The 18192-nt window shown below is 54.2% G+C and carries 20 protein-coding genes; 2 read left to right on the forward strand and 18 right to left on the reverse strand.

All coding sequences use genetic code 11. From position 1 onward, the window contains the following. The first annotated feature begins 84 nt into the window (after positions 1 to 84). Positions 85 to 1260, forward strand: a complete 1176-nt coding sequence (gene lptF / locus PCAR_RS10615) for an LPS export ABC transporter permease LptF (protein WP_011341668.1) — start codon at positions 85 to 87, stop codon at positions 1258 to 1260. Positions 1261 to 1263: 3 nt separating this feature from the next. Further along, on the forward strand, positions 1264 to 2352 hold the full coding sequence (gene lptG / locus PCAR_RS10620) for an LPS export ABC transporter permease LptG (RefSeq protein WP_011341669.1): 1089 nt from the start codon (positions 1264 to 1266) through the stop codon (positions 2350 to 2352). A gap of 74 nt (positions 2353 to 2426) precedes the next feature. Here the strand turns inward: lptG and ahcY are convergent, their stop codons facing one another. The 18 genes from ahcY to lptC all read right to left on the reverse strand — a co-directional run bounded on the left by ahcY (position 2427) and on the right by lptC (position 18190). After that, complete coding sequence (ahcY, locus tag PCAR_RS10625) at positions 2427 to 3854, reverse strand: adenosylhomocysteinase (RefSeq protein WP_011341670.1); 1428 nt, start codon at positions 3852 to 3854, stop codon at positions 2427 to 2429. 44 nt (positions 3855 to 3898) lie between these two features. Beyond that, positions 3899 to 4819 (reverse strand): ArsR/SmtB family transcription factor, encoded by a 921-nt coding sequence (locus PCAR_RS10630; protein WP_011341671.1) that lies wholly within the window; start codon positions 4817 to 4819, stop codon positions 3899 to 3901. A 122-nt stretch (positions 4820 to 4941) separates the two neighbouring features. Then, complete coding sequence (locus PCAR_RS10635) at positions 4942 to 5670, reverse strand: hypothetical protein (RefSeq protein WP_011341672.1); 729 nt, start codon at positions 5668 to 5670, stop codon at positions 4942 to 4944. Positions 5671 to 5793: 123 nt separating this feature from the next. Next, entirely contained in the window at positions 5794 to 6876 is a 1083-nt protein-coding gene (locus tag PCAR_RS10640; RefSeq protein ID WP_011341673.1) for a glycosyltransferase, read from the reverse strand. 57 nt (positions 6877 to 6933) lie between these two features. Continuing rightward, the gene (metK, locus tag PCAR_RS10645; RefSeq protein WP_011341674.1) at positions 6934 to 8103 is read right to left on the reverse strand and encodes a methionine adenosyltransferase; all 1170 of its coding nucleotides are present in this window, start codon (positions 8101 to 8103) and stop codon (positions 6934 to 6936) included. 71 nt (positions 8104 to 8174) lie between these two features. Beyond that, on the reverse strand, positions 8175 to 9950 hold the full coding sequence (gene ptsP / locus PCAR_RS10650; protein ID WP_011341675.1) for a phosphoenolpyruvate--protein phosphotransferase: 1776 nt from the start codon (positions 9948 to 9950) through the stop codon (positions 8175 to 8177). Position 9951: 1 nt separating this feature from the next. Then, on the reverse strand, positions 9952 to 10218 hold the full coding sequence (locus PCAR_RS10655) for an HPr family phosphocarrier protein (RefSeq protein ID WP_011341676.1): 267 nt from the start codon (positions 10216 to 10218) through the stop codon (positions 9952 to 9954). Next, a complete protein-coding gene (locus PCAR_RS10660; RefSeq protein ID WP_011341677.1) occupies positions 10218 to 10988 on the reverse strand; it encodes a PTS system mannose/fructose/sorbose family transporter subunit IID in 771 nt (256 codons plus the stop codon). Before PCAR_RS10660 ends, PCAR_RS10655 begins: the two co-directional genes overlap by 1 nt. Positions 10989 to 10991: 3 nt before the next feature. After that, positions 10992 to 11690, reverse strand: coding sequence for a PTS sugar transporter subunit IIC (locus PCAR_RS10665; protein ID WP_011341678.1), 699 nt, complete (start codon positions 11688 to 11690; stop codon positions 10992 to 10994). 7 nt (positions 11691 to 11697) lie between these two features. Further along, positions 11698 to 12180, reverse strand: a complete 483-nt coding sequence (locus PCAR_RS10670; protein WP_011341679.1) for a PTS sugar transporter subunit IIB — start codon at positions 12178 to 12180, stop codon at positions 11698 to 11700. Positions 12181 to 12197: 17 nt separating this feature from the next. Next, the gene (locus tag PCAR_RS10675) at positions 12198 to 12599 is read right to left on the reverse strand and encodes a PTS sugar transporter subunit IIA (protein ID WP_011341680.1); all 402 of its coding nucleotides are present in this window, start codon (positions 12597 to 12599) and stop codon (positions 12198 to 12200) included. Positions 12600 to 12605: 6 nt separating this feature from the next. Continuing rightward, positions 12606 to 13472 (reverse strand): RNase adapter RapZ, encoded by an 867-nt coding sequence (gene rapZ / locus PCAR_RS10680; protein WP_011341681.1) that lies wholly within the window; start codon positions 13470 to 13472, stop codon positions 12606 to 12608. Between the two features lie 212 nt (positions 13473 to 13684). Further along, positions 13685 to 14146 (reverse strand): PTS sugar transporter subunit IIA, encoded by a 462-nt coding sequence (locus PCAR_RS10685; protein WP_011341682.1) that lies wholly within the window; start codon positions 14144 to 14146, stop codon positions 13685 to 13687. A 90-nt stretch (positions 14147 to 14236) separates the two neighbouring features. After that, a complete protein-coding gene (hpf, locus tag PCAR_RS10690; protein ID WP_011341683.1) occupies positions 14237 to 14785 on the reverse strand; it encodes a ribosome hibernation-promoting factor, HPF/YfiA family in 549 nt (182 codons plus the stop codon). A 95-nt stretch (positions 14786 to 14880) separates the two neighbouring features. Then, entirely contained in the window at positions 14881 to 16338 is a 1458-nt protein-coding gene (gene rpoN / locus PCAR_RS10695; protein WP_011341684.1) for an RNA polymerase factor sigma-54, read from the reverse strand. Between the two features lie 61 nt (positions 16339 to 16399). Next, positions 16400 to 17125 (reverse strand): LPS export ABC transporter ATP-binding protein, encoded by a 726-nt coding sequence (lptB, locus tag PCAR_RS10700; protein WP_011341685.1) that lies wholly within the window; start codon positions 17123 to 17125, stop codon positions 16400 to 16402. Further along, positions 17115 to 17615 carry a lipopolysaccharide transport periplasmic protein LptA gene (gene lptA / locus PCAR_RS10705; RefSeq protein ID WP_011341686.1) on the reverse strand — a complete coding sequence of 167 codons (501 nt, stop codon included), beginning with the start codon at positions 17613 to 17615 and terminating at the stop codon, positions 17115 to 17117. The genes lptB and lptA overlap by 11 nt, the downstream gene beginning before the upstream one ends. Positions 17616 to 17617: 2 nt before the next feature. Further along, positions 17618 to 18190, reverse strand: a complete 573-nt coding sequence (lptC, locus tag PCAR_RS10710) for an LPS export ABC transporter periplasmic protein LptC (protein WP_081425056.1) — start codon at positions 18188 to 18190, stop codon at positions 17618 to 17620. Positions 18191 to 18192: the final 2 nt, after the last annotated feature.

The following is an 18192-nucleotide window of genomic DNA, read 5'->3' on the forward strand; positions in this document are numbered from 1 at the left end:
ACCATGGAAGACCCGTTATGGCAAGGACAAAATCGATGCAAGCCAGTTTACAAAACGGCTCGAACTGTATTACTATGCCGGGCTATGACAAGCCTTCGCATCCAACGTTATCTACTGCGCGAAACCCTTGTTCCCATGCTCCTGGGACTGGCGGTTTTCACCCTCGTCCTGCTTCTGGGTCGCATCCTCAATCTGGTCGAGCTGGTCATCAACAAAGGGGTACCCCTGGTTGATGTCTTGCTGTTGCTCGCCTACCTGCTGCCGACGTTTCTCGTCCTGACACTGCCTCTGTCCTTCCTGCTGGGGGTTATGGCCGGGTTCGGACGCATGTCCGCGGATCGGGAAATTCTTGCACTTAAGGCATGCGGCGTCGGATTGCGCCAGTTGACCGCGCCGATCGTAGGATTGGGATTACTGGTGAGTCTGGCTACCGCTGCGACAACCATTGCCATCAAACCGGCCAGCGAAGACCTGTTTCGCGAAAAACTGTTCCATATCGCCAGCAGTCGCGCCAACATCGGTATTCAGGCCCAAATCTTCAACGACGAATTCGAAGGCATCATCCTGTACGCCAACGATGTCGACGAACGCTCCGGACGAATGCAGGGCGTTTTCATCTCGGATGAACGAGACGACACCCTGTCCTCCATCATCCTGGCCAATGAGGGTCGGATTTTTTCCAACCAGGAAAACCTGACCCTTACCCTGCACCTGGAAAACGGCACCATACATCGCCAACGCCGGGAAACCGGCAGCGGCTTTCAGGTTATCGAGTTTACGCGGTACGACCTGAATCTCGACCTCGGGCAGACCTCCATGTCGGCGGATCAACCACGGAAAAACAAAAAAACCATGACGCTTGGAGAGCTATACCAGGCCATCCGACCCGACGCAGCAACGCCCCCTTCCAAAAAAAGGGAATTGCTGGCCGAATTCCACTGGCGCCTGGCTGTTCCCGTAATCCCCCTGCTTTTCGCCCTGCTCGGCGTTCCCCTGGGCATTCAGCCGGTGCGCTCCGGTCGCGGCAGCGGGTTTGCCGCCGGCCTGCTGGTTTTCCTGGCCTATTATGTCCTGCTGTCCCTTGCCGGCACCCTGGTCGTCGATGCCGGCTTGCCTGGCCTCATCATGTGGGGGCCCAATTCGATTTTCCTTTTGGCCAGCATCGTCGTTTTACGTGCCGCAGCCAAGGAAAAGCCCCTTCCCCTGGTGGAGTTTTGCCGTCGATGGACGGACATCCTCATCCGCCGCCTGAGGAAATAAGCGATGACGCCTCTCTACAGCCGCTATATTTTAGCAACTTTTTTCCGACTGTTCGGCTTGGCTATCGGGGCCTTTGCCGGCCTTTATCTACTCGTCGAGTTTTTCGAACGGATTGACGATTTTATCGAGTATCATGCTTCCGTCACTTTATGCGTAGCGTACTTCCTCAACAAAACCCCTCTGATCATTACCCAGGTTGCCCCCCTGGCATGCCTCATGGCGGTTTTCATGACCCTTGGCGGGTTCACCCGTTCAGGAGAGCTGGTGGCCATGCATGCCGGCGGCATCAGCCTGGCGAAAATAGCCGCGCCCATGCTGCGTATGGGGCTTTTATTCTCACTTATCATACTCGCCGCCAATGAAGTTATCGTACCGCCCTCCATACAGCGGGCCAGGCATATCCTCACCACCGAAGTAAGAGGAGGCCCCGCCGTGCATTACAAGCAGGATAAAATCTGGCTACGACACAATAGATCCATCCTCAACATCCGTCAGATCGAACCGGTACAGCAAACTTTAAAAGGTATCACGCTGCTGTCTTTTGATAAAAACTTCCGCATTCAACAACGCTTTGATGCCGGCAGCGCCGTTTATAGCGGCGGCAGGTGGTATTGCCAGGATGCCGTTACCCGTCGATTCGACACGACATCCGGCAATTTGTTAACGGAACAACGCCTTGCGGAAAAGATAGAGGACCTGCCGGTGGTTCCGGAAGACTTCAAGGTTCCCGGCAGCAAACGCAACGAAGATTTGCCCATCAGCGAATTCCATCGCCTGGGGAAAAAGCTTAAACGCGAAGGATACAACCCTACCCGCTTCCAGGTCGACATGCACGCCCGTATAGCCGCCCCGTTTGGGTGTCTGATGATGACCTTCCTTGGCATCCCTTTCGCGATCCGCAAAGGCCGCGGCGCCAGCATGGCCCTCGGCATCGCCATCAGTGTCGCCATCGGCGCCCTCTATTTCATCCTGAACGCAACCCTGCTGGCCTTTGGCTACTCGGGAACCTTCCCCCCAATCATCGCCGCATGGAGCGCCAACATCCTGTTCCTGCTTTTCGGTACCTGGCTGTTTTTGCATAGCGAAGGCTGATTTCCCGCCGATCCGTAAAAAAAAGGCGCCCCACTCGGGAGCGCCTCTGTTGCCGAAAAGATTTAAACGAAATCTCAGTAGCGATAGTGTTCGGGCTTGTAGGGTCCATCCACCGGAACGCCAAGATAGTCGGCCTGCTTTTCCGTCATCCTGGTCAACTTCACCCCCAGGTTAGCGAGGTGCAAACGCGCCACTTTTTCGTCCAGTTGCTTGGGCAGTACGTAGACCTTGTTTTCATACCGATCGGAGTTTTGCCACAGTTCGATCTGCGCCAGCACCTGATTGGTAAAAGAGTTGGACATGACAAAGGAAGGATGTCCCGTGGCACAGCCAAGATTCACCAGCCGGCCCTTGGCCAGCACGGTGATACGCTTGCCGTCGGGCCATTCAATCTGGTCGACCTGCGGTTTGACCTCGTGCACCGTCAGACTGGGGTCGTCATACAACGCATCGACCTGAATTTCCGAGTCGAAATGCCCGATATTGCAGACGATGGCTTCGTTCTTCATGACATCCATATGGCTGCGGGTTATGACATCGACATTACCGGTGGTTGTCACAAAAATATCCCCCCACTGGCAAGCTTCGTCCATATCCACCACCGCAAAACCTTCCATGGCGGCCTGCAGGGCACAGATGGGGTCGACTTCCGTGACGGACACCAGGGCCCCCATCCCCTTAAAGGCCTGGGCACAGCCCTTGCCCACATCTCCGTAACCCAGCACGACGCATTTTTTTCCGGCAATCATGACGTCGGTGGCACGTTTGATTCCATCGATAAGCGATTCACGGCATCCGTAAAGATTATCGAATTTACTTTTGGTCACCGAATCGTTGACGTTAAAAGCCGGGAACAGCAGTTCCCCGTTTCGGGCCATATGATACAGCCGGTGCACGCCAGTGGTTGTTTCCTCACTTACGCCTAAAAGCCCCGTAGCCATGCGCTGCCAGTACTCGGCATCCACCAGCAGTTGCCGATTGAGCAAGGCGTCCACGATACTGAGCTCTTTATTATCGTGAGAAATTTCGGGTACCTTTCCGGTACGGGCATAGGCGCGCTCACGCTCCACCCCGCGGTGGATCAGGAGGGTCGCATCGCCACCGTCATCGACAATCAGCTGCGGACCTTCTTCATAAGCCAGAGCCTTGAAAGTGTACTCCCAGTATTCCTCCAGAGTCTCCCCTTTGTACGCAAACACCGGAACACCGGTGGCAGCGATGGCGGCAGCGGCATGATCCTGGGTTGAATAGATATTGCAGCTGGCCCAACGCAAATCGGCACCCAACTCCGCCAGGGTCTCGATCAATACCGCCGTCTGGATCGTCATATGCAAAGACCCCGTGATACGGGCCCCGGCCAACGGTTTGGTACCGCGATACTCCTCCCGGATGGCCATCAAGCCGGGCATTTCCGCCTCGGCCATACGGATTTCTCTACGCCCCCATTCAGCCAACCCCATGTCTTTGACAACGTAATTTTCCGAAATAGACTCACTACTCATGATTTGTACTCCATTTGAATTTAAGGCCATACCCGATGGGCAGGCTATTGGATTTTCACCGCGGATAAAAGTACGACGGCATGCTCCGAATCGCGACCATTAAGCATCTCAAACGATTTTAGCTCAAAGCCTGCCATAAGCAGCCAGCCCTCCAGTTCCGAACGCTCGAAGCCCAACCATTGATCGGCCATACGCTCCCGGGCCCACTCGTTTTGATGACGATGCAAATCGGCCAGGGTAATCCCACCACCTGGCGCCAGCACCCTGGCAAGTTCGCAAAACACCTGTTGTGGCTGAGGAGCATGATGCAGCACCATGTTAAGCACGGCCCACTGCACTTCCCCTTCGGATACGGGAAGATGCCGCATCTCCCCCAAGCGTAATTCGATACCGGTCAATCCGGCATCCCGAATACGCTGACCGGCCTGCTGCAGCATGACCGAAGAATGATCCACACCAATCACGCGATCCGCCCGACGGCGCAAGCCATCCAGAAGATTACCGGTGCCAACCCCGATTTCGAGGATGACCGGCCTTGCCGGTACCTGATCCAGCAACCGGGCTCGGTAAGCTGCCATGGGCAACGCATCCCGCACCAGATCATCCCATTGTCGAGCATGCCGATTGAAAAACTCCAGGCTCCTGACCCGCCGTTGCTCCAACACCATAAGCAGGCGTTCCCGGTCGGGACACGCCCCGGCATCACGCGTCAAACGCGACTCCACGAATGGCCGAATATCCTGGAAAAAATCATTGCGGCCATCCAGGCGATAATAGGCCCAGGTTCCTTCGCGCTTCACCGATAACAGGCCGGCTTCTGAAAGAATCTTGAGATGACGCGAAACCCGGGATTGGCCCACATCCAGAATGGTGGTCAACTCCTGCACGGTAAATTCTCCGCGGGCAAGCACCGCCAACAAACGCAAACGGGTCGGATCGGCCAAGGATTTAAAGGTCGTGAGCATCTATCGAACATCCTGATTTCTATATATCAACTTTTCTTGATATAACCAATCCGAACCCAGAATGCAAGAAAAAAGGCGCACCCACATGCGGGTGCGCCTGCTTTCCGACAAATACGGCAATCTTACCGAAGAGGCATGAGTACGGTATACACGCGCCCGGTGGCAATTTCGGTGATCTGTAATCGCAGTTGCGCGGCAGAGATGGCTTCCCCCGGAAAGAACAGAAAACCGTGGGCGAGGCCGCCAGGCTGTATCCCTTGATTCACGAGTGATTTATTGGCCAGATCGCGAGCGATCTGTCGACCGGCGTCATCATCCGTAGCCCCCTGTGTGCCACCAACCACGGCACCACCGGCACCGCCGACCGCAGCCCCCTTAAACAGAGCCGAGCCGACATTTTCTCCACTCAAAATGCCAATCGCGGCCCCCAGAACAGCACCGCCGGCGGCTCCAAGCATCGCGCCCTTGCCGCCACCTTTGGCAATGCGCGCATATTCTGAACTCTTCTCGATGCGTGTATAGGCTGTACGGCTATCGAGCAGGTTCCACAGATTGCCTTCATTATCGATCAAAAAAGACTGTTCCGGCACGATGGCGAGAGCCTGCGATCCCTGATTATCGAACACCACCTGCACGGGCAGCAAGCCGGCGCTACGGATATCGAAACCGAAGACTTTGGAGGCCTCGGTTTTCTCGACAAACGCCTTGGAAGCTAGCTGGGCGCCGGCCACCGTTTGCATGTTGCCGTAGCTGGCCGGAGAACGAAAGGGCACTTCCTGACTTCGATAGGTCGTACAACCGGCCAACAACACCAGCAGACCACCGAATACAACCAAACGTGAAATTTTCATGATCCCGCACCTTTCAGTTAGCGATTGTAGGAATATTCTACCATACATTCTGACAAGGCCCCTGCAATGTGAATTCCCGCCGCAGGCATGATGGGGATCGACCAGCGTGCTTACCTGCCTCCCTCAAAGCCACCGCCAGGCCAGCAGGTGACATCGATACCACATCCAGGACAACAAAGCGCAAACCCAGTAAACCGCAGGTCGGTCGATAATCCCCTCGATACGTCGATCGAAATAATCGAGCACCGACAACCGCCCCTGTCCGACAGTTACCGCATGACGATAGTTACGGGCCGTATCGAGCATAAATGCCAACTGCCAGGCATTGCGGCAGACAAATTTTCCGATATGACGCCAAAAGCGGATTCTATGGCGAAAAGAAAGACACCGCAGCCGCCGAGAGAATTCCTTGAAGAAAGGCCCCAGGCGCAGTCGTTCACATGCCGACTGCTGCCGATATATGCCCGGTACAGCTGTAATCCAGGCACCGTAACCGGTGCCTTCACAGGCCAACAGCATGGCATTGAGGGCTTGCCGGGGATAAAAGCCTTCCGTTTCGAACCGACGCGCCGAGGTCCCGAGAACGGCGGGCAAAAGCAACCACTGTCCGCGGGCATCGATGTTTTTCGCCATACGAACATCTTCAAGAAACGGCAATGTTTCGTCAAATGGGCCCAGCACATCGAAAAACGAACGAGCCATCATGAATCCCTGATCACCGTGCGTACAAAAGGGACGATGCAGGTAGGTTTTCCAGGCATGATGATAAAAGAGCCAGGAACGTTCTTCCGTATGGCGCGTAAAGGTAAGAGGAAAATGTCCGACAACGGCCCCATCACCAGTTTGCTGATGGGTGGACTTAAGGCAGGCATGGGCACTGGCGAGGGCCTGTGGATCTTCAAAAGTGGAATCGGCGTGGAGAAACAGCAAATAATCGGCACGGCTTTCCGAAACGCCGACATTGAATTGCCGGCCTCGGCCGGGTTCGGAAACGATTAGGCGGCAATCGAAGGGACAGCCCTGACGCAATGAAGAAAAAACGGCGGCACTGTCATCATCGGAACCGGCATCACAAAGGATGAGTTCGAAAGTCACCCCCTGCTGCCGGCGCAGAGTGGCAAACAGATCGACAAGGGTGCGACCCTCATTGAGGATGGGAACAATGACCGACAGCTCAGGTTTCAATAAATCGGGCAAAGGGGGCATGATGTGCCTGCATAAAACAAAAGGCGAACCTTTCGGTTCGCCTTTTGTCTGCAACGATCAGAGACCGGCGCGTCCGCGCAGGGAGTCGACACGGTCGGTGCGTTCCCAGGTAAATTCGGGGAGTTCACGACCAAAGTGCCCATAGGCTGCGGTTTTGCGATAAATCGGGCGCAGCAGGTCGAGGGTTTCAATAATTGCGGCCGGCCGCATATCAAACTCTTCGCGTACGATGCGGGCGATTTCATTGGAAGGCAACACCCCGGTTCCGAAGGTATTGACCATGATGGATACCGGCTCGGCGACACCGATGGCGTAAGCGATCTGGACCTCGCACTTACGGGCCAGCTTAGCGGCAACGACGTTCTTGGCGACGTAGCGAGCCATGTAAGATGCGCTGCGGTCGACCTTGGAGGGATCTTTACCCGAAAAAGCTCCGCCACCGTGGGATCCCTGGCCACCATAGGTATCGACAATGATCTTGCGCCCCGTAAGACCGCAGTCACCCTGAGGACCGCCAACGACAAAGCGACCGGTGGGATTGACGTAAAACTTGGTATTTTCATCAAGCATGTCGGCCGGAACGACTTTTTTGATCACCTCTTCGATCAGGGCCTCGCGCAAGGTTTCATAGGCGACGTCGGGCGCATGCTGGGAAGAAACGACAACGGTATCGACCCGCACCGGCTTGTCATTGATATACTGCACCGAAACCTGCGACTTGCTGTCGGGACGCAAAAAGGTCAAAAGACCGCTTTTACGTACTTCGGACATACGCTGAGTCAATTGGTGAGCATAGGTAATGGGCATCGGCATAAGCACCGAGGTCTCATCACAGGCATAACCGAACATCAGGCCCTGGTCACCAGCGCCCTGTTCTTTAAAGAGCCCCGCACCTTCGGTAACCCCTTGAGAAATGTCCGGCGACTGCCGGTCGATAGAGGTCAGCACCGCACAGGTTTCCCAGTCGAAACCCATGGCGGAATCGTTATACCCGATATCCCGGATAACTTCGCGGACCACCTTGGGATACTCGACGCGGGCATTGGTGGTGATTTCACCGGCAATAACGGCCATTCCGGTTGTTACCATCGTTTCGCAGGCAACACGACTTTGGCGATCCTGATCAAGGATAGCGTCAAGGATGGCGTCGGAAACCTGATCTGCGACTTTATCGGGATGGCCTTCGCTTACGGATTCGGATGTGAAAAGAAAATCGGTCATGGGCATGGGAAACCCCTCCTGTTATAAAATTATTAAACCGCCAAATTCTAAGTACCACTGTTTAAACTGTCAAGCATTTACTCGACAGGTCCGCCGATTGGCTTACCGAAAAGGGAAGGAAAGCGCCTGTTCATTTCGCCCGCCAGTCTTCTGGCGGCCTCCGGTGCCGAGCCCAACTCGAAAAGCTCAGCCACCAATTGCTCGGCCTCGGGTCTGTATACCTGCCGAATGATACGTTTGACCTGGGAAATAAAGGGTGCATTCATGGACCATTCATCGAAACCAAGCCCCAGTAGCACCAGCGTATAAAGAGGGTCCGCAGCCATTTCGCCGCAGATCCCCACCATGACACCGGCCTGCTGGGCGGCCCGGCAGATCATGCGCAACGCACGCAAAACCGCCGGATGCAGAGGCTCATACAGATAGGCAACGTGTTCGTTGCCTCGATCGACCGCCAGACAGTACTGGATAAGGTCGTTGGTCCCTACCGACAGAAAATCGACTTCCCGGGCAAGCAATTCCGTGACCAGCGCCGCCGCAGGGGTCTCGATCATTATGCCGATTTCAATGTCTGCATCAAACGCATGCCCCTCTTCGGCCAATTCCCGTTTCACTTCATTCAGCAGATTTTTGCAACTTTTAATTTCGGCCACCCCGGTAATCATGGGGAAAAGGATACGGGCCTTGCCATGGGCGGAAGCACGCAGAATGGCACGCAGCTGAACTTTGAAAAGGATTTTTTCTTTCAGGGAAAAACGGATGGCGCGCAACCCCATGGCCGGATTCGCTTCATCGGAGAGATCGATATCCGACACCAGCTTATCCCCGCCGACATCGAGTGTTCGAATGGTCACCGGGTGCGGCGCCATGCTTTCGATAATTTCCCGGTAAGCTTCGACCTGTTCGTCCTCGGAGGGTACGCATTTACGCTTCATATAGAGGAATTCGGTGCGAAACAGCCCCACCCCCTGAGCGCCTTCGCGTAAGGCAATGGGCACCTCTTCGGCAATTTCTATATTACTGCGCAATATGATGTTATGGCCATCGAGAGTAACGGCATCGAGGCCACGAAAATAGGTGAGTTCTTCGGCCTGGTATTCGTAAAACTGTTTTTTGTCCAGGTACTCCCTGAATGTATCCGGTGAGGGATTCAGGACAACGGTACCGGTGCAACCATCGATGATAACCGGCATACGTTCGCGTATTTGCGATGTAACAGACTCGAGACCGACCACTGCCGGTATGCCGAGGGAACGCGCCAGAATCGTGGTATGGGATGTCCGGCCGCCGAGGTCGGTGATAAAACCGATAATGCGCGATTTATCCATCTGCATGGTATCCGCAGGAGACAAATCGTGGGCCACCACCACGGACTTCCGCTCGATATCGGCCAAAGATTGCTGGGAAACACCTACCAGGTTACGCAGAATACGATCGCCAACCGAATCGACGTCCGACCGGCGTTCACGCAGATACTCATCGTCAATAACATCGAAAACGGCGCGGAACCCTTTCAGGGTTCGCATAAGCGCACCCTCGGCATTGATTTTTTCCCGCCGGATGGTGGCCACCGTCTCATCGACAAGCATCGGGTCTTTCAGAATCAACAGATGCGTATCGATAATATGCAGATGTTCGGCGATATGAGGATCGGCGACACGCTTTTTAACGTCTTCCAGCTGCTCCCTGGAATGTTGCAGAGCCGCGTGAAATAAACGAACCTCCTCCTCGAGCTCGTGGGGTTCAAGGGTTCGCTCAACGGCCGACATGCGTCGGCGGTCAACCACATAGGCCGATCCGATCGCAATACCCGGCGATGCGCCTATGCCTACCAGGAAAACATCCTGCAGCATGTTACAATTCTCCGAAACCGTTATCGATCAATTCCCCGAGGGCCTCCATGGCATGTTGGGCGTCCTGCCCGGAAATGGCGAGTTCAATATGCGATCCCTGGGCAGCTGCCAGCATCAAAATCCCCATAATACTCTTGCCACTAACCTCTTCCCCATCTTTCGAGACGGTAACCTCGGACGTAAATTTGCTGGCGGTCTGAACGAATAAAGCCGCCGCCCTGGCATGAAGGCCAAGTTTATTGATAATAGTGAACCGTTTCTTTTCCATCAAAGTCTCGCAATGCCGCATAAATGCAATCCGATCCATAACAAAGTAACCACAGCGATCAACATCAGAAGGGAGGATAAACCGCGCCGGACAAGGCTGCCCGCGGCCAACACGCCGGGCACGACCAACCATCCCCAGACAGAGGATACCTGCAGGCCCTCAAGTCCGGTATGAGCCACCCAGGCAGACAATCCCCCCAACAGCATAACCATTAAGGCTCTTAAACGATAGGCAAGATCCGGCAATCGCCAACGCTGCAAATTGTCGATAATACGATAATCCCGGCGATACCCCAGCCAAAAGCCGTAGAACCGCAGAAAGAAAGCCGGCGTATTGTAGATCAACAGGAACAAAAAAACGCTCCATCCGTATCCGGCCAGGGTTAACCAGACCGCCAGGCATGCGGCAAGTGGGCGCCACGTACCCCAAAAAAAACTGTCGCCCATGGCGGCGCAGGGACCGGCCAATGCCGACTTGAAATCCTCTACCTCCATGCTCGAATCCATACCCCGACTTTTCTGCTCTTCCAGACGCAGACTGCCACCGATAATAGGCAAGGCAAGCACAGGGTTGGAATTGAAGTAGGCTAAATTTTTTCGACACACACGCTGTAAATCGGAGCCATGATACAGCCGCCTCAAACCGGGCAAAGTCACGAACAGAAATCCGAGATTCTGCATGCGCTCGAAATTCCAGCTGGACTGTAAAAACAAGGCCCGTAAAGCCATGGACCACAGAAGCTTTTTGGAAAACCCGGACGATACGATCATGCTTTATCCAAAAACCGACAGCAAAGAATATACCAGCAGAAAGGCGCCGCTATACACCCATATGGCGCGATGAAAATTCACGGTACACAGACACGCAGCGACGCCCGCCAGCGGTACGACTATCTTCAACCAGGGTTGCATCGCCGGCAGTTCCCCTGCCAGCACGGGGGTTAAAATCCATAAGCACGCCAAACCCCCAAGCACAATGACACCGAACGTACACAACGATGCAAAACCGAAATGTAGAATACCTTGCAGGTGCAGCCAGAACAGTTGGTGGTAGCGCTCGGCTTCGATCGCCTGCTCGGCGCGCTGCCACAAAGATCCGTTTAAACGCCGGGCGACGCGATCGAAAAATCCTCCCACTCTGCCAAAAGGCAGGGCAATGAGCAGACACAGGATGGAAAATGCCAGCGCAGGCACGGGGTCGCCAGGATATTGGGTCACGGCCAGGCAGGTACTGCCGACAGCAACCTGGGTATCATCCGGGGGAATGGCTGCGCCGATGGGAATGCGCCCCAACCACAGCAATTCAAGAAACGCCCCGATCTGCAAGCCGGTCGCGACATCCCCCATCAGCCATCCGGTCAATGGCGCGGCCACTATAGGCCTGGCTATCATCAACTGCAGTACGGCTGTGCGATCCAGTCCGGCGACCAGCGATGCCACTGCGGCCATGCAATAGGGAACGGCAGACATCATATTGACTTCACTTATCCTTCAACACGGCACGCCATCCAAGCTGTCGATCCGAAGGAATACATTGCAGAACGATCTCAACCCCTTCGGACTCGAGCTTTTCAAGGTTTTCCACATCGTCGCGATCCAACGTAACGGTACATCCCAGCTGATGAAGGCCCTGGGGCCGATGAAGGTTGCCGAGGTTAAGTTGCGGGAAGTGCAATCCTGAACGATAAGCATGCAATGCATCGTCAGGGCTGGCAAACAGAACCAGAACCCGAAGCGCATCGTTATCGGGAGAAGAAACAAACCGGGCGGAATCCTCTACAGATTCGATAACCACCTGAATCCCGCGCGGCACAGCGGCAGCCATGAGACGCTTATGCAGGCCTTCATCGGCAATCTTGTTGTTCGCCACAACAAGACAGTTCGCCTTGGTCGAGGGAATCCACGCTTCAAGAACCTGTCCGTGAATCAATCGGTTATCTACTCGTGCTAAAACAACGCTCATAACACCATCAGCCAGGGCTATTTGGATAGGATATCGCTGGCCAGCAGAATACTTTGCTGTCCGTAATCTCTCAAAAGTACCGCAAGATCCGACATGGTGCGCCCGGAACGTTCCTGAGAAGCCCTGAGAAGCATCGGTAAATTAACTCCGCTCAGAACATCGACAAGCCCCTGCTCGAGAAAAGAGAATCCGATGTTCGACGGTGTACCGCCAAACATATCGGTCAGGATCAAAACCCCATCCCCGTCTATTCCCACCTTGTCTATGGCGTGACTGAACCCCTGCCGGATCTCGTCAGCCCCCTGGCCATGACGGATCTCGACAGACGCGACCATAGGCAACGGGCCAAGTATCATCTCGGCGGTTTTAACAAGCTCTCCGGCCAAACTGCAATGTGTAGCAACGACTAAACCGACCACCGGCATCTACTCCTTGGCAACATCGCGGTGCAATCCGTCCACCACCATATCTTCACCCTGAATCGCATACCGCAGATGTTCGGCAATAGCGACGCTACGATGGCGACCACCCGTACAGCCGATGGAAATGGTTAAATAGCTTTTGCCCTCTTTGCGGTAAGAGGGCAAAAGATAATCGAGCAGATGATTGAAACGATCCAAAAATTCCCGACATGCAGGCTGTCCCAAAACAAAATCGCGGACACCTTGGGAAAGCCCTGTCTGCGGACGCAAATCCGGCACGAAATGCGGATTGGGCAGGAAACGCACATCCATGACAAGGTCGGATCCTTGCGGAATCCCGTAACGGTACCCGAAAGACTGCACCAGTACGGCAAGAGGGTTTCCCTTGTCATCGCCGCATACCATATGAACCACCCTGGCCCGTAATTGATGAGGGGTGAGCCAGGACGAATCGATAATTTCGGTGGAGAGATCCATAATGCCGCCAAGCAGGGCGCGTTCCTGGCGGATCGATTCGGCGACGCCCTCTTTTTGCGAAAGTGGGTGGCGACGCCGCGTTTCCGAATAGCGCCGCAGAAGGACATCGTCAACGGCGTCGAAGAAGAAAATATCGACAACGTGGCCCGCCGAACGTACCTCGGCGAGGGTCTGTTTATATCCCTCCAGATACGGCTTATTGCGAACGTCGACGACGACGGCCACATTGGAGCCGGCGACGGCGCTGCCGGCATGCAACTTCAGGAATTCAGGCAGCAGAACCAGCGGCAGGTTATCGACAACAAAAAAACCCTCGTCTTCAAGAGCCCTGGCCGCTGTGGTTTTACCGGATCCGGACAACCCGGTGATGATAATCAGACGTGCACGTTTCATAGCACTCCAATACAGATGTTCCCTTCAATCAACCGACACAAAACATTAGTTGACCGCAATGACTGGGAAATACGCAAAAAAAGGTGCCGGACGACCTCGAGTTTCGAATGCGGTCGCCAAGACACCCTTTTCAATGAACACTGCGCGGCAGACGACTTGCCGCCATGGCCTGCAAAAAGCTTTCGACTACTACCCTGCAAAGCGAGCAGGCATCAAAGCCGCTCTTCTTCTTCGCCAATGATGCGATAAAGCTCGTCACCGGAATCGGCACCCAGCAAACGTTGACGCACGGCCGGGCTTTTTAACAGCTTGGAGATACGGGCAAGAGTTTTGAGATGCACTCCCACCGATTCTTCCGGGGCAAGCAACAAAAAGAAAAGCTGCGCCGGTTTGCCGTCAAGGGAGTCGAAATCGACTCCCTTGCGGCTGCGACCGAAAGAAAGCAAAAGTTGATCGATGGTGCGGAGCTTACCGTGAGGTATCGCTACCCCTTCACCGATCCCGGTACTGCCCAGACGCTCACGCTCCTGCAGTACACGTAAGACCTCATCGTGCTCAAGACCTTTCTCGATCTTGTTTGCAGCTCCTGCCAGTTCTTCTAGCACGGCATCTTTTTCCACCGCTTCCAGGTCTGCAATAATGGCGGCGGGGTTAAGCAGGTCGACGATTTTCATAAGTTAAACAAGAGCATCGAGATCCCATGGCGGAGCAACCGACGGGATTCGTCTCTCCTCCTCAGCATTCCATAAAATAGACGAAACAGCTTACTTTGTTTCCGGCACAATCAGCCCGTAATTACCGTCTTTACGGCGGTAAACAACACTGATTTCGTTGGTAGAAGCATCCGAAAAAACCAGAAAGGTTTTATTCAGCAGATCCATCTGCATAACCGCCTCTTCAACGGACAGGGGCTTAACGGAAAAGCTCTGGCTGCGGATGACAACCGGTTCGGGCGAGCCCTCATCGATACTGTCAGCCGCAAATACGGTTTTTTCTACCTGGCGTACACGCTCCGATACGGGCTTGTGTCTTTTGATCTTTTCCTTATACCGTTTAAGCTGGCGTTCGATTTTGTCAACCATGCCGTCGATCGCGGCATACATGTCGTTAGTCTCGTCGGAACCTTTGATGGTGATACCTTTAGCCACCAAAGTCACCTCGGCGCAATGCCGAATTTTCTTTTCCACCGACAGAACGGCTTGAGCATCAATCGGTTCTTCAATGTACTTTTTGACCCGTGAAATTTTTTCCTCAACATACGCTCTCAGTGCTTCACTAACTTCCATGTGTCGAAACGTCACGGCAATCTGCATGCTTGTAAACCTCCTGGTGAACGGGTTAGGTAGAGTAACGAGGCTTTCCGCTTACAGGTCTCTATACCAATTATACCCCGGGTTTTTGATAACGCTCAAAACAATCGCTTACGCTCGGTAGATGATCGAATATTCAACATTTCCCGATACTTCGTCACGGTACGACGGGCGATGTCGATCCCCTCCTGACGAAGAATATCGACAATCTTCTGATCCGAATAGGGCTTTTTGGGATTTTCGTCTGCGATAATATCCTTGATCTTGCTTTTCACGCTTTCGGACGCTATCGATTCCCCTACTGTCGTATTTATACCGCTGTTGAAAAAATACTTCAACTCAAACAATCCACGCGGAGTCTGCACGTATTTGTTGGTTGTCACGCGACTCACCGTCGACTCGTGCATTTCGATATCTTCGGCAACATCGCGTAGGACCAAAGGCTTGAGATGTTCAATACCCTTTTCAAAAAAATCGCGCTGGAACTTCACAATACTCTTGGTGACACGAAAAATAGTGCGTTGCCGCTGATGGATGCTTTTAATCAGCCACAGCGCACCGCGTAATTTGTCCTGGATGTATTCGCCGGCGGCCTCGTCGACCTTCTTTTCCCCGGACATGGCATTGCGATAAAAGGAATTGATGCGCAAATTGGGCAACCCCTCGTCGTTAAGTACCACAACGTATTCGTCGCCGACCTTGTGTACGAAAATATCCGGGGTTATATATTGAATTTCGTCCTGGCTGTAAGCCCTGCCGGGCCGCGGGTCGAGTCCGGAGATAACCCGGGCGGCACCAAGGACGTCATCCAGCGGCACGCCAAGAGTTCTGGCTATGACCTGGTATTTACGATTTTCCAGCTCCGCGATGTGATCTCTCAAGATGGTACCGACCAGGGATTCTCCCATACCCAGCACCTCGGCCTGTTTAAGCAGGCAATCGCGTAGATTATGCGTGGCAACCCCGGGAGGATCGAAATCCTGCACCACAGCCAGGGCGTTTTCGGCGGCATCCGGACTGACGCCTACGGCGGTTGCAATTTCCTCGATGGTCGACTTAAAATAACCGTCCTCATCGATATTGCCGATGATCTCACCGGCAGCGGCACGCTGATCATCAGGGATACGGGACAAGTGAAGTTGCCACAGGAGGTGATCGGCAAGAGAGGTTTTCTTGGTCAGCAGGCTTTCAAAGCTGGGACGTTCCTCATCGGCTTCATACGTATCGGCGGTTGCCCCACTGGCATTGTAGCCATCGAGGTAGTTCTGCCAATCGGCCTGGTTAAACTCCTCCATATCGCCCTGCAGTTCCTTGACCTCTTCGGTCTTGGTTTCAGGCTCAGGCGTTTCGGCAATTTCGGCAACTTCAGCGGCCAACTCCTTGTCTTCGGCGGGATCGAGTCCTTCTTCCAAGACAGGATTTTCTTCCAGTTCCTGGCGGACCACCGCCTCCAACTCCAAACGCGAAAGCTGCAACAACTTGATGGCCTGCTGCAACTGCGGCGTCATGACAAGCTGTTGACTTAATTTGAGCTGTTGCCGAATTTCTAATGCCATGGTTCCCCAATCTTTTACTGCAAAGGTCGAAAATGCCGGCTATAAGCATGTGACGGTGTCATTATAAACGGAATTTTTCGCCAAGATAGGTCGCTCTTACTTCCGGACAGGAAGCAATCTGTTCCGGATCGCCGCAAGCCAGAATCTGGCCGTCACTCAAGATATAGGCCTTGTCACAGACTCCGAGAGTTTCCCGCACATTGTGATCGGACACCAGCACACCAATCCTTCGCTCACGCAAGCGACAAATGATGTTCTGAATATCGTGCACAGCCAACGGATCGATACCGGCAAAAGGCTCATCCAGAAGGATGAATCCGGGATCGATGACCAAAGCGCGCGCAATCTCCAATCGACGACGCTCTCCCCCCGAAAGCGCATAACCGGGTGAGCGTGCCACATGCTGCAGGCGAAATTCTTCGATCAAATCGTGGGCGCGTTGTTTACGCTGCCCGGCAGCACTGTCGACGGTTTCCAGGATCGCCAGAAGATTCTGCTCGACCGTAAGCTTCCGAAAAACCGAGGCTTCCTGAGGCAAGTAAGATATACCTGCACGGGCTCGCTGGAACATCGGCATCCCGGTCAGGTCCTGCTCATCGAGAAGCACCTGTCCCCGATCGGGGCGAATAAGACCGACAACCATATAAAATGAGGTTGTCTTTCCCGCACCGTTGGGCCCGAGCAGACCGACGACCTCCCCGGAACGGATTTCCAGATCCACGCCCCGCACGACACCGCGGCCGCGATAGCTCTTCCAAAGATCCTTGGCTTCGAGTCTACGGCTCAACGGGAGTCCCCCCCGGGGTCAGGATCGCTCTAACACGAGAACCGCTCTGACTCTTGACAATACTGCGATCCTCCTCGAGATAGAAAACGATTTCATCGCCTTCGACGGAATTGTCTCCCTGTTGCACCCGCGGCGTTTCGGTCAGAACAACCGTCCCCTCGGCGACGTTGTACAGTCCGCGGCCCGCGGTGGCAGTACGGTCATCTTTTTGCACAACGACGTCACCGATGGCCTCGATGGAAGAAACCCGCGTACCGCTTTGTCCATATGCGACGATCAGCTTGGACGACCGAATGGTCAATCCGTCCTGCCTGGCAACGACCTTGCCGACGAAAACCACCTTTTTCAAAGTTCCGTCGGCTTCGAGTTTCTGCGAGGTAATTTCCAGAGGTTGTGCCTTGCCTGCAGTCGCAGATGCCTCGCACCACGCCGTATCAACCAGCGACAAGCTCACCAACACCGTAACCAGAAGAACACGCATCAAACCCATATTCAATTCCCTATTCCAGCGGGCAAGGACGCTTTGACTTGAGAATCCAAGGTCAGCAAACGCTCTTTAACCCTGTAATGCATGCCACGCGCGGAAAGCCGCATGTTGACGGACTCGACACGTACCGGCAAATCCGTTGACACCTCATCCGCCCGGGAGCGGTATCGCAAACGTTCGGTATAAACGGTATACCCCTCGGTGGTTTTCACGACAACATTGCCGCGAGCTTCTATTTCGCCCGTTTCCGAGAACCAGACCCCCTCGCGCGACGTAAGCGTCATTTGCACACGACCCTGTTTGTCGAAAAACTCCACCCGCATATCCTGGACAGTACTCTTGCTTTGTTGGTCATCGTAAGCTGCCGATTTGGCCGTAAGCATCCAGCGTCGCAAGCCGTCGCTGGTTTCAGTGTATTGAATATCCTGCAGAGCAAGATCGGTATTCGCGGGGAGAGAATCAACAGGAGGTTCGGAAACAGGCTCCGGACGGTGAGTCCACATTCTCATCCCAAGACCGAATGCAACCGCCAGAACGATAATAAGCAAGAAATTTCGAATAGTTACCCTTCGCATCATAG

Source organism: Syntrophotalea carbinolica DSM 2380 (assembly GCF_000012885.1).
Taxonomy (GTDB): domain Bacteria; phylum Desulfobacterota; class Desulfuromonadia; order Desulfuromonadales; family Syntrophotaleaceae; genus Syntrophotalea; species Syntrophotalea carbinolica.

Coding starts and splice junctions, on each gene's coding strand:
- metK (WP_011341674.1), bottom strand. CDS start 8,103: ATGCCCATGACCGATTTTCTTTTCACATCCGAATCCGTAAGCGAAGGC.
- PCAR_RS10670 (WP_011341679.1), bottom strand. CDS start 12,180: ATGAGCGTTGTTTTAGCACGAGTAGATAACCGATTGATTCACGGACAG.
- PCAR_RS10630 (WP_011341671.1), bottom strand. CDS start 4,819: ATGCTCACGACCTTTAAATCCTTGGCCGATCCGACCCGTTTGCGTTTG.
- PCAR_RS10660 (WP_011341677.1), bottom strand. CDS start 10,988: ATGATCGTATCGTCCGGGTTTTCCAAAAAGCTTCTGTGGTCCATGGCT.
- PCAR_RS10665 (WP_011341678.1), bottom strand. CDS start 11,690: ATGATGTCTGCCGTTCCCTATTGCATGGCCGCAGTGGCATCGCTGGTC.
- PCAR_RS10640 (WP_011341673.1), bottom strand. CDS start 6,876: ATGCCCCCTTTGCCCGATTTATTGAAACCTGAGCTGTCGGTCATTGTT.
- rapZ (WP_011341681.1), bottom strand. CDS start 13,472: ATGAAACGTGCACGTCTGATTATCATCACCGGGTTGTCCGGATCCGGT.
- lptG (WP_011341669.1), top strand. CDS start 1,264: ATGACGCCTCTCTACAGCCGCTATATTTTAGCAACTTTTTTCCGACTG.
- lptC (WP_081425056.1), bottom strand. CDS start 18,190: ATGATGCGAAGGGTAACTATTCGAAATTTCTTGCTTATTATCGTTCTG.
- ahcY (WP_011341670.1), bottom strand. CDS start 3,854: ATGAGTAGTGAGTCTATTTCGGAAAATTACGTTGTCAAAGACATGGGG.
- lptF (WP_011341668.1), top strand. CDS start 85: ATGACAAGCCTTCGCATCCAACGTTATCTACTGCGCGAAACCCTTGTT.
- rpoN (WP_011341684.1), bottom strand. CDS start 16,338: ATGGCATTAGAAATTCGGCAACAGCTCAAATTAAGTCAACAGCTTGTC.
- lptA (WP_011341686.1), bottom strand. CDS start 17,615: ATGGGTTTGATGCGTGTTCTTCTGGTTACGGTGTTGGTGAGCTTGTCG.
- PCAR_RS10685 (WP_011341682.1), bottom strand. CDS start 14,146: ATGAAAATCGTCGACCTGCTTAACCCCGCCGCCATTATTGCAGACCTG.
- hpf (WP_011341683.1), bottom strand. CDS start 14,785: ATGCAGATTGCCGTGACGTTTCGACACATGGAAGTTAGTGAAGCACTG.
- ptsP (WP_011341675.1), bottom strand. CDS start 9,950: ATGCTGCAGGATGTTTTCCTGGTAGGCATAGGCGCATCGCCGGGTATT.
- PCAR_RS10635 (WP_011341672.1), bottom strand. CDS start 5,670: ATGAAAATTTCACGTTTGGTTGTATTCGGTGGTCTGCTGGTGTTGTTG.
- PCAR_RS10655 (WP_011341676.1), bottom strand. CDS start 10,218: ATGGAAAAGAAACGGTTCACTATTATCAATAAACTTGGCCTTCATGCC.